The sequence below is a fragment of the Neobacillus nitrireducens genome (assembly GCF_030915405.1).
In the GTDB taxonomy this organism is placed as follows: Bacteria; Bacillota; Bacilli; order Bacillales; family Cytobacillaceae; genus Neobacillus.
This window is the reverse complement of the sequence record NZ_CP133262.1, coordinates 1,321,185-1,331,942: the sequence shown is the minus strand read 5'-3', so window position 1 is coordinate 1,331,942 and position 10,758 is coordinate 1,321,185. Positions and strand designations below refer to the sequence as shown.

The window sequence follows — 10,758 nt, the reverse complement described above, 5'->3', positions numbered from 1 at the left end:
GGTGTTTTACACATTGGTTAACCAATTTGATACACCATTATTTACAGCCTTAAAAACACATGCGGAAAAAAACCCGATCCAATTTTATATTCCCGGTCATAAAAAAGGGAACGGTATCGACCCTGAGTTTAGAGAATTTATCGGTGATAATGCACTTTCCATAGATTTAATTAATATTGGCCCTCTTGATGATCTCCATCTCCCTAAAGGAATTATCAAACATTCACAAGAGTTAGCGGCCGAAGCATTTGGTGCAGATTATACCTTCTTTTCTGTACAGGGAACTAGTGGTGCCATTATGGCAATGATCATGTCAGTTTGTGGACCTGGGGATAAAATATTAGTTCCGCGAAATGTTCACAAATCCATCATGAGTGCTATCGTATTTTCGGGTGCTGTCCCAATTTTTATTCATCCAGAGGTAGATTCCAAATTTGGTATTTCTCATGGAGTTACACCAGATTCGATTGAAAGAGCATTATTGTTACACCCAGATACCAAATCTGTGCTTGTTATCAATCCAACGTATTATGGCGTATCTGGGGATTTGAAAAAAATAGTGAAAATTGCACATTCCAGAAATATTCCTGTACTTGTTGATGAGGCACATGGGGCTCATATTCATTTTCATAAGGAGCTGCCAATGTCTGCGATGGAGGCAGGGGCTGATATGGCTGCTACAAGTGTGCATAAATTAGGCGGTTCTCTTACTCAAAGCTCTATCTTAAATTTACAAGGAAATCTTGTTTCATCAAAAAGGGTACAATCTGTTCTAAGTATGTTAACAACAACCTCGACTTCTTATTTATTACTGGCTTCATTAGATGTGGCGAGAAAATCATTAGCTACTGAAGGACAAGCACTATTGGAAGACACCATTCGTAAAGCTGAAGAAACACGTTCGAAAATCAATGAAATTCCTCATCTTTATTGTATGGGTCATGAAATCTTGGATTCAAGTGCTGCAGTCGCGATGGATCCTACGAAGCTTTTAATATCTGTAAAAGAGTTAGGTATTACAGGGTATGATGTAGAAAAGTGGCTGCGAAATGGATTTAATATTGAAGTCGAATTGTCTGATCTGTACAACATCCTTTGTATTGTAACTCCTGGGGACACACAGAACGATTTACACACGCTTATAAAAGCATTAACTGACTTGTCACAGGTATACAAATTTCAAGCGGACATGAATGTAAACAGTTCTGTCTTGTTACCTGAGATTCCTCCGTTAGCATTAACGCCACGTGATGCTTTTTACGCTGAGACGGAAGTGATACCATTCGAAAAGTCTGCCGGAAGAATTATTGCAGAATTTGTAATGGTTTATCCACCTGGAATTCCTATTTTCATACCAGGAGAAATTATCACCAGGGATAATCTGGTATATACAAAGAAGAATGTTGAAGCTGGACTTCCTGTTCAGGGTGCTGATGATGTTGAACTAAAGAAAATACGTGTAATTAAAGAATACTTAGCTATTAAATAAAAATACAAAAGGCGGTTAATTAAATGAACTTCGCAAAACTAATCGATCATACATTACTATCAGCTGACACAAACGAAAAGGAAATTATTAAATTATGCCAAGAAGCAAAACAATATGGTTTTGCATCAACCGTTGTAAATCCTGCGTGGGTAAGACTATCAGCAGGACTTTTGCGCGAGTCGGAAGTAAATGTCTGTACGGTTATAGGATTTCCCTTAGGTGCGAACACACCCGAAACAAAGGCATTTGAAACCAAAAATGCAATTGAAAATGGCGCTGTAGAAGTAGACACTGTCATTAATATTGGGGCGTTGAAAGACAAAAACGATTTACTTGTTGAGGAGGATATTCGATCAGTCGTAGATGCTGCAAAAGGAAAGGCTTTGGTAAAAGTTATTATTGAGGCATGCCTATTAACAAATGAAGAAAAAATACGTGCATGTGAAATTTCTGTAAAAGCTGGTGCAGACTATGTCAAGACTTCTACAGGATTTTCTTTATACGGAGCAACTGTTGAAGATGTAGCGATTATGAGAAAAGCAGTTGGACCAAATATTGGGGTTAAGGCATCAGGAGGAGTCCGTAATCTGGATGATATTATGGCTATGGTTGATGCAGGAGCATCAAGAATTGGTATAAGTTCAGGGGTTAAGATTTTTGGATTATAGACGATATTTTTATATCTATCTATTAAATTGATATTTAACGATTCTATTTGTAAATAGTTGTGAAATAATTCACATTTTATTAAAAATTAAATTTAATATATTCTAAAAAAGGAAAGGGGAACTAGAATGAAGTGTAAACCGGCTATATTAGTACTTGTTTTCACTATAATCACAGTGCTTACAGGATGTCGGCGGCTATTGGTCTTTGATCCAAAAGGACCTCAAGCCCAGAGGCAAGCCAATGATATTATTCTATCTATAAGTATTATGTCAGTTATTGTGATTGTTGTCTTTGCTATTTTGAGCTATATGTTAGTCAAGTATCGTGCTTCAAAACAAGGTCCGAATTACTACCCGCCTCACATTGAAGGAAAGAACTGGGTCGAGGCAATCTGTGTTGGTATTCCTGTGATTATTGTTGCGTACTTATCCATTGTATCTGTTCAAAGTAATTATATTGTGGAAGCAAAGCCAATAGCATATCAAGATAAAGAACCAATAGTTATCTATGCAGCATCATCAGACTGGAAATGGCATTTTAGTTATCCAGAAGAAAATATTGAAACAGTTAACTATTTGTATATCCCAACCGATCGTCCTATTGAATTTAAACTTTATTCATATGGGCCAATTACAAGTTTTTGGATTCCGCAACTTGGCGGGCAAAAGTATGCAATGTCGAATATGATTACGACATTACATTTGGCAGCTGATGAACCTGGTGAAATGACAGGACGTAACTCTAGTTTCAGCGGTAAGGGATTTGCTGAAAACACGTTTAATGTCACAGCAGTGTCGCAAAAAGATTTTGATCAGTGGGTAAAAGATGTCAAGAAAACGTCGGATCCACTAACAGAGAAAAAATTTGAAGGTTTATTAAAACCTGGACATCTTGGACAGATGACATTTACAGGTACTCATTTAAGTTTTAGCCCTGCACCAGGGCCATACAAAAGCGGTTCTTCTGAATCGGCAGAAGGTAACAACCAAGGTACAAAATAGAAACCTTCAAAAAATGAAAATTATCAATAATAATTCAGAGTTAAATAAACTAGATTCATATCCCGAAAGGAGTCAATTAAGGATGGAATTCTTTGACCGTTTTGCAGTTCCGCATCCAGGATTGGCGATTTATGCTTCTATGGCAGCCATTGGTCTCACATTGCTCGCCATCATTGCGGGCTTAACTTATTTTAAAAGATGGAATTATTTATGGTGTGAATGGTTAACCACGGTTGACCATAAACGAATTGGTGTTATGTATTTAATCTCTGCCTTAATTATGTTATTTCGAGGTGGAGTGGACGCGATAATGATGCGAGCACAGCTTGCTGTACCTGATAATAAATTGCTGGATGCACAGCATTATAATGAAGTTTTCTCAACACACGGGGTTATCATGCTTATGTTTATGGCCATGCCATTTATCTTTGCTTTTATGAACTATCTTGTTCCATTACAAATTGGAGCGCGTGATGTTGCTTTTCCAAGATTAAACGCCTTAAGCTTTTGGTTATTCTTTTTTGGAGCGATGCTATTTAATATCTCCTTTGTTGTCGGTGGGTCACCAGATGCAGGATGGACTTCTTATTTTCCGCTTGCTGGGAATGAATTTAGTCCGTCAGTCGGAACGAACTATTATATGTTATCTATTCAAATATCCGGCCTAGGTTCACTGATGACAGGAATTAACATGATTACTACTATTATTAAGATGAGAGCGCCTGGCATGAATTTAATGAAAATGCCGATGTTCACATGGTCTTCATTAGTTACAAATCTTATTATTGTAACAGTATTTCCAGTCTTAACCGTTGCACTTGGGATGGGAACAATGGACAGATTGTTTGGTACACATTTCTTTTCAACAACAAATGGCGGGGTCGATATGCTTTGGGCAAACCTCTTCTGGGTTTGGGGCCATCCTGAGGTCTATATCTTAGTGTTACCTGCATTTGGAATCTATAGTGAGATTATTTCAACCTTTGCTGGGCGAAATCTTTATGGTTATAAATCGATGGTTGCCTCCATGGTAATTATTTCAGGACTTTCATGTATGGTCTGGGCTCACCATTTCTTTACAATGGGTCAAGGGGCACTTGCCAATAGCTTCTTTTCGATCACCACAATGGCTATTTCTGTTCCAACTGGAGTAAAGATTTTTAACTGGTTATTCACCTTGTGGAAAGGTAAGATTCGTTTTACCGTCCCAATGCTATATTCAATCGGTTTTATTCCGCTATTTGTTATAGGAGGAATGACAGGGGTTATGCTTGCCATGTCTGCAGCTGACTATCAATACCATAACACTATGTTCTTAGTTGCTCACTTCCATAATACGATTATCCCTGGCGTGGTATTTGCGATGGTTGCCGGACTTACGTATTATTGGCCAAAGATGTTTGGTTTTATGCTTAATGAAAGAATTGGAAAGTGGACGTTCTGGTTTCTATCAATCGGATTTTGTTTAGCGTTCTTCCCAATGTACATTACTGGTTTAGATGGACAAGCACGCCGTATGTACACCTATTCTGGGGCAACTGGCTTTGGACCGTTAAATATGGTTTCATTTATCGGTGCAGATCTTATGGCGTTAGCCTTTGTTTTGATCGTATATAACGTGTATTACAGTGTACGTTTTTCACCAAGAAATATTAGTGCAGATCCATGGGATGCACGTTCCCTTGAATGGGCTACATCTACTCCTGTACCGGAATATAACTTTGCCATTATACCTAATGTTGCTTCCAGTCAGGCATTCTGGGATGCTAAGAAAAAAGGGCATGAGCTTTTTCCTGGCAAAATTGAAAAAATCCATATGCCAAATAACAGCGGAGTTCCATTTATTATGAGCGCAATATTCTTTGTTTTTGGATTCTCATTTATATTCTCATTGTGGATTCCATTAATTATTTCAATCATTGCTATATTTGCATGTATGTTCCATCGTTCATTTGAAAGAGATAATGGTCGTTATATTTCTGTTGAAGAAATCAAAGAAACTGAAACAAAATTGCGAGGTGCTAACTAATGAAAATTGATCACTCGCTACCCTTAGAATATAGTACAAAGCAAAACGGACTGAATATTTTCGGCTTTTGGGTTTTCTTAGCAGCCGAAATTATGCTATTTGCCACTCTTTTTACTTCGTATTTTACATTAGAACATAGAGTTGGAAATGGTCCAGGGGGGGCTGGAATTTTTGAGATGACCCCAGTTTTAATTGAAACATTGGTATTATTGACAAGTAGTTTTACAATTGGGCTTGGCATACATGCCATGCGTATTGGACGCAAAAAGGCAATGTTGACATTCTTTGTGATTACTCTTCTTCTTGGTCTGGTTTTTCTGGGCTTTGAAATAGATGAATTTATTACGTATATTCATGAAGGAGCAACACTGCAAACCAGTGCATTTACCGCCATTTTGATGACTACATTAGGTACACATGGTGCACACGTTACTTTCGGTTTATTCTGGGGAGCATCTATACTTATCCAGATAAAAAAATGGGGGCTGACTCCGGAGGCAGCCAATAAATCATTTATCTTTTCTCTTTACTGGCATTTCTTAGATGTCGTTTGGATTTTTATTTTTAGCTTCATCTATTTGAAAGGAATGATGTAATATGAGCGAATTATTTCCGCGAAATCAAATAATGGGATTTGTTTCTTCCCTCGTTCTAACGGCAGTCGCTCTAACAGTTTACTTTTTGGATTTGTCTTTTGCAGCAGGTATGACGGTACTTATAATTACTGCCTTTTCCCAAGCTTCCCTTCAATTTGTTGTATTCATGCATGCTGGAGAAACTGAAGATAAGTGGATTATTTATGGAAAAGTTTATTTTATGATAGGCATGGCCTTAATTACGGTTTTTGGTACATTGCTTATTTTCCTATGGGATATGTAAGTAGAAAGGGGGCGTTTTTTAACGCTCTTTCTTCATTTATTTACATAGAGGGCATAGAGCATTATATTATATGATTACAATCAAATAACGAATTAAGGAATGTATAATTTTTCCTATTTAAAGGAAATTAGTAGAACAAGAGAATTGGATGGGTGAATTTCATCGTATTTGGAGGTTCTACTATTATGATCATTCTATTATCATATTTGTAAAATAGCTACTAGGGGTGCTTTAAATATGGCGAATACAAATCAAAGTGTAAGGGTTGCTGTTATCCAAGCTGCTCCTGTTCTAATGGACCTTAACGCAACCATAGGAAAATCAGTGAAGTTGATAAGGGAAGCTGGAAAAAAGGGGGCTAATATTGTTGTTTTTCCTGAGGCGTTTATCCCTGCATATCCTAGAGGCTTATCTTTTGGTACGGTTATAGGAAGCCGTACGGAAGACGGAAGGAAAGACTGGTATAGATATTGGGAGAACTCGATTTCTGTACCAGGTGAAGCGACAGAAATACTTGGGGAAGCCGCACGAGAGGCTGGCGTTTACCTTGTTATGGGAGTAATAGAACGAGATAGCGAAAATAGTGGAGGAACTCTTTATTGTTCAGTTATTTTCATTGGTCCAGATGGATTGCTTTTAGGAAAACATCGTAAATTAAAACCCACAGCAGCAGAACGAATTGTTTGGGGTGAGGGTGATGGAAGTACACTCCCTGTTTTTGACACCCCCTATGGAAAGATTGGTGCATTGATTTGTTGGGAAAATTATATGCCTCTAGCAAGGGCCGCCATGTATGCTCAGGGTGTTCAGCTATATATTACACCAACTGCAGATGCTAGGGAGTCATGGCAGTCAACCATTCGCCATATTGCAATGGAAGGAAGATGCTTTGTTCTGTCCTGCAATCAATATGTAACGAAGGATATGTATCCTGAAGATTTAGCTTGTTATGATGATTTAAAGTCTGCTCCCGAAGTGATGTGTAATGGTGGAAGTGCAATTGTTGGACCTTTGGGTGAATACATTTCTGAACCCGTTTGGGGAAAAGAAGATATCATTATTGCTGACCTTGATATGAAACAAATCGCATACAGCCAATTTGACTTTGATCCCGTAGGTCATTATGCCAGACCGGACGTTTTTAAATTGTTAGTTAACAATGAAAAACAAGAGAGCACACTTTGGCAGAAATAGCACCATATATCTATTTAAGTAATAAAGCCGTTTTCTTATTAATAGGAAATCGGCTTATTTACTTATTTGAAAGGGGATAAAAATATTTTGTTCGAAGAAGGTCGTAATATTGTAAAAGGGTTAAAGGGAAAACGTATTGCTATAAGTGCATCGCGTAATACAGAAGAAATCAGTATGCTTATTAAAAAACAGGGAGGAGTCCCAATCGTCCGTTCACTTCAAGGAACTGTATTTTTAGCCGAAACAAATGTCGGACTGGATCTTAAGAAACTTATACAGAAGGGGACAGATTGGGCAATTTTTACGACAGGAATTGGAGCACAAACTTTGTTGGAAATAGCCGAGAAACAAGGGATGAAAGAAACGTTTATAAATATGATTCAACAATCTTAGACTGCTTCTAGAGGGTATAAAACACTTTCTACATTAAAAAAACTAGGATAGAAATCACCCAATGAATTAAGCAGATCTTTTTCCATCATTCTCAATTTTTCCCATTGTATCCTTTTCAATATATCTAGCAATTACAGTACCTATCAATAAGGACCAAATAGGAGAGCTTATATTTAATATTGTAATATTGGATAATGCAATAATTAAGGCGAAGGTTGTGCTTATTTTTATTGATGGACTAGAGAAACTTTGATGGATATTTTTGCTGAACACTCCAAGAAGTGAAAATCCAACAATGATAGAGATAAATTCTTTCGGTAAGGCTTGAATAAAAGGAACGAGTTTCCATGAAAATAGGCCAAAAATTAATAAGAGAGCACCTGAAACAACTGCCCCCATGAATCTTTTTTCCTTCGGACCTGCCTCTTCATCCGAACAAATGACGGTTGCCATACCGGCGATATTTGCCGATTGCCCCCCAAAGAAGCCTGAGATCACAGAAAATACTCCACTAAAGGAAACAATTCGATTAATAGGGGTATGATAATGATTTTGTTCTAATGCACCTATCCCAACTGCCACATCGTTACTTAAAATTAGTAATGCAAGTGGTATTGATACAGAAAAAAAGCTGGCTATATTAAAATTTGGTAGTTGAATTTGTGGAAGAAACTCTCCTGGAACCAAATCACCGATATTTATGGGATAGGTTAGGGATAGTACAATCGTCCCAATGATAATTGCTGCAATCACAGGAGGAATTTTTGTCCTCCACCTACTAAAAACAAAAAAAGTGATCAAAGAAATAGCTCCAACGAGCAAAAGTTGGGTTGTGGAAATAATAAAATTCACCATATATTTCATAATCATTCCTGACAGCATGGCCGAAATAATTTCCCTAGGTACCAAATTCACTAATCTTGAAAAAAAACTTAGTAAACCAACGAATAATAACAACAGCCCTGAAACTATGTATGCCCCTATTAATTCATTGAAAGAAAACTGGTTTGTCATAGTGGCAAGAAATGCAACTCCTGTTAAGGAGTGACCTCCGACGATAGGAATTCGATAGTATAATGGTAAGAAAATTCCCAATAAGCCTCCGAATACATAAACGGAAAATATCCAAAGTATGGTTTGTGCTGCACTAAAATTCCCATTTGATGAAGCTTCTAGTATTAGAGCAGATGGTCCTGTTATCACGAATATTCCTGCAACGGTCCCTGCAGCTATATTTTTGGTATTTATATCTAATAATATATTCCTTCTCCATTTGCTTTTTTCTTGGGTACGATTCACAAATTATTTCCCTTCTTAGTTAAAAAGTTCCTCTATTAGTTCCATTCGCTCGGATTTATTCATTTATATAATGGTTGCAATAGAAGCTATTCTTTAATCATAGAAGATATTGAAATTTTTAAAAGATCCAATTTGCATCTTTTATTCACATCCACTTTTTACATTAATTACTTTTAATATTCAATTACTAGAACATAGATAATAAAGAAACGCAAGGCCTAGATAGCGCTTGCGTTTTTATATCTATTAATTCATGTTTTTTTACCTATCTAGATTATTGCCGAGTTTGTCAATTTAAGAATTGCTTTTTTCAACTTTAATATTCCATCTCTGATCAGGTTGGTTTCTACTCGTCCATATGTTAGCCGAATGCACCCTTTTTTTGTTCCCAGAAGGGACCCGGGAACAAAGGCAACCCCGTTTCGTAACGCTTCTTCTAGTAATTGATATTCATTGACTTCAATTTTTAATTGACACCATAAATGAATACCGCCTTCTGGAATATGAAAAGATAGATATTCGTCCATTTCTTCCTCCAAAATAGTAATAAGTGTATCCCTTTTTTCAATAAGCTTCTGTTTTAACTCAAGTAATATCGAACCAAATGAATCCGAATGTAAAAACTCTGCAGCGAGCCATTGAGGTAAAATACTGTGACCAAAATCTATTTGCTGCTTGGCATCGGCCAATCGGTGAATGACATTATCTGGCCCAACAATCCAGCCTATGCGTAATCCTGAAGCAGCTATTTTTGAAAATGAGCTGATATATAAAACATTTCCACCTGGATCCAAAGATTTGAGAGTGGATGTATTTAAATCATCTGAGAATGAAATTAAGCTGTAGGGATCATCCTCTATGATAGGGATGCCTATCTCTTTTGAAATTTCCAGTACTCGTTTCCTATTTTCCAAAGATAAAAGACTGCCAGTTGGATTTTGAAAGATAGGGTTAAGAAAAACCATTTTTATTTTATACTTTTGATATAAATATAAAATATCCTCTGGATCTATACCATTTCTTCCAACAGGTAGTTTATGCGTCTTTAAACCTGCTGAACGAAAAATGGGGAGTGAATGAGCATATGAGGGATCCTCGTATGCGATTGCATCCCCCCGGTTTAACAAACATTGAGTAACAAGATGTAAGGCTTGCTGGGCACCAGAGGTTATCAAAATAGATTGACTGGAGCATTTTATGTTTCTGTACTCCTTTAAATGGTTAACGATCTCATTTCGAAGTCCAAGATTGCCTTGGGGATGTTCATAACTGAGAGATTGCTTGAATTCATTTTTTGACATTATATCCTTGAAAATATCATAGGGCATCAAGTCTTGTGCCAATTCCCCACTTGCAAAGTTTATCAGATCTTTTCCATGAATTTCTTTACGAATATGTTGAAATAAAGGAAGATTAGGCAGAAACGATCCACGCTCAACATACAGATCCCAATTGGGAATTCGAGAGCGCGTTAACCCCCATACGTCTGAAAGGACCTTTGTTCCACTCCCCTTTATCCGTTCAATCATTCCATTGGAGTATAACACGTCGTAGGCAGTTACAACGGTGCCTCTGTTTACACCTAATTCTTTTGCTAAAGTTCTTTCTGGAGGGAGAATTGTTCCAGGCGGATACTCACCGTAAGCAATTCTTTTTTGTATGTAATTAGCGATTTGTTGATAAAGAGGAATATCACTTTGTTTATCCGGTTTCCATTCCATTGTTTTCACCAAAATTTTCATTGATATTTTTCAATCTGTTTTTATAACGGGTCTAAAACTAAACATATAACCATTAAATCCATA

10 protein-coding genes are annotated in these 10,758 nt (G+C 37.1%); 8 read left to right on the top strand and 2 right to left on the bottom strand.

The genetic code is table 11. From position 1 onward, the window contains the following. Window positions 1-13: 13 nt before the first annotated feature. The 8 genes from RCG22_RS06420 (at window position 14) to RCG22_RS06385 (ending at window position 7,654) form a co-directional block, all read left to right on the top strand. A complete protein-coding gene (locus RCG22_RS06420; protein WP_308106230.1) occupies window positions 14-1,489 on the top strand; it encodes an aminotransferase class I/II-fold pyridoxal phosphate-dependent enzyme in 1,476 nt (491 codons plus the stop codon). A 23-nt stretch (window positions 1,490-1,512) separates the two neighbouring features. Further along, window positions 1,513-2,157, top strand: a complete 645-nt coding sequence (deoC, locus tag RCG22_RS06415) for a deoxyribose-phosphate aldolase (RefSeq protein WP_308106229.1) — start codon at window positions 1,513-1,515, stop codon at window positions 2,155-2,157. Between the two features lie 126 nt (window positions 2,158-2,283). Then, window positions 2,284-3,159, top strand: a complete 876-nt coding sequence (gene qoxA / locus RCG22_RS06410) for a cytochrome aa3 quinol oxidase subunit II (RefSeq protein WP_308106228.1) — start codon at window positions 2,284-2,286, stop codon at window positions 3,157-3,159. A gap of 82 nt (window positions 3,160-3,241) precedes the next feature. Beyond that, window positions 3,242-5,188 carry a cytochrome aa3 quinol oxidase subunit I gene (gene qoxB, locus RCG22_RS06405; RefSeq protein ID WP_308106227.1) on the top strand — a complete coding sequence of 649 codons (1,947 nt, stop codon included), beginning with the start codon at window positions 3,242-3,244 and terminating at the stop codon, window positions 5,186-5,188. Further along, complete coding sequence (gene qoxC, locus RCG22_RS06400) at window positions 5,188-5,784, top strand: cytochrome aa3 quinol oxidase subunit III (RefSeq protein WP_308106226.1); 597 nt, start codon at window positions 5,188-5,190, stop codon at window positions 5,782-5,784. The genes qoxB and qoxC overlap by 1 nt, the downstream gene beginning before the upstream one ends. Window position 5,785: 1 nt before the next feature. Further along, entirely contained in the window at window positions 5,786-6,067 is a 282-nt protein-coding gene (gene qoxD / locus RCG22_RS06395) for a cytochrome aa3 quinol oxidase subunit IV (RefSeq protein ID WP_308106225.1), read from the top strand. A 237-nt stretch (window positions 6,068-6,304) separates the two neighbouring features. After that, entirely contained in the window at window positions 6,305-7,261 is a 957-nt protein-coding gene (locus tag RCG22_RS06390) for a carbon-nitrogen hydrolase family protein (RefSeq protein WP_308106224.1), read from the top strand. An 87-nt stretch (window positions 7,262-7,348) separates the two neighbouring features. Further along, complete coding sequence (locus RCG22_RS06385) at window positions 7,349-7,654, top strand: uroporphyrinogen-III synthase (protein WP_308106223.1); 306 nt, start codon at window positions 7,349-7,351, stop codon at window positions 7,652-7,654. 66 nt (window positions 7,655-7,720) lie between these two features. On the opposite strand, the gene RCG22_RS06380 is transcribed toward RCG22_RS06385, so the two are convergent. After that, on the bottom strand, window positions 7,721-8,953 hold the full coding sequence (locus RCG22_RS06380) for a benzoate/H(+) symporter BenE family transporter (RefSeq protein WP_308106222.1): 1,233 nt from the start codon (window positions 8,951-8,953) through the stop codon (window positions 7,721-7,723). A gap of 269 nt (window positions 8,954-9,222) precedes the next feature. After that, window positions 9,223-10,674, bottom strand: coding sequence for a MocR-like pyridoxine biosynthesis transcription factor PdxR (gene pdxR, locus RCG22_RS06375; protein WP_308106221.1), 1,452 nt, complete (start codon window positions 10,672-10,674; stop codon window positions 9,223-9,225). Window positions 10,675-10,758 lie beyond the last annotated feature (84 nt).

What these genes read in the sequence shown, in the direction of transcription:
- pdxR (WP_308106221.1), bottom strand. Translation starts at nt 10,674, where the DNA reads ATGGAATGGAAACCGGATAAACAAAGTGATATTCCTCTTTATCAACAA.
- qoxB (WP_308106227.1), top strand. Translation starts at nt 3,242, where the DNA reads ATGGAATTCTTTGACCGTTTTGCAGTTCCGCATCCAGGATTGGCGATT.
- qoxC (WP_308106226.1), top strand. Translation starts at nt 5,188, where the DNA reads ATGAAAATTGATCACTCGCTACCCTTAGAATATAGTACAAAGCAAAAC.
- qoxA (WP_308106228.1), top strand. Translation starts at nt 2,284, where the DNA reads ATGAAGTGTAAACCGGCTATATTAGTACTTGTTTTCACTATAATCACA.
- RCG22_RS06390 (WP_308106224.1), top strand. Translation starts at nt 6,305, where the DNA reads ATGGCGAATACAAATCAAAGTGTAAGGGTTGCTGTTATCCAAGCTGCT.
- qoxD (WP_308106225.1), top strand. Translation starts at nt 5,786, where the DNA reads ATGAGCGAATTATTTCCGCGAAATCAAATAATGGGATTTGTTTCTTCC.
- deoC (WP_308106229.1), top strand. Translation starts at nt 1,513, where the DNA reads ATGAACTTCGCAAAACTAATCGATCATACATTACTATCAGCTGACACA.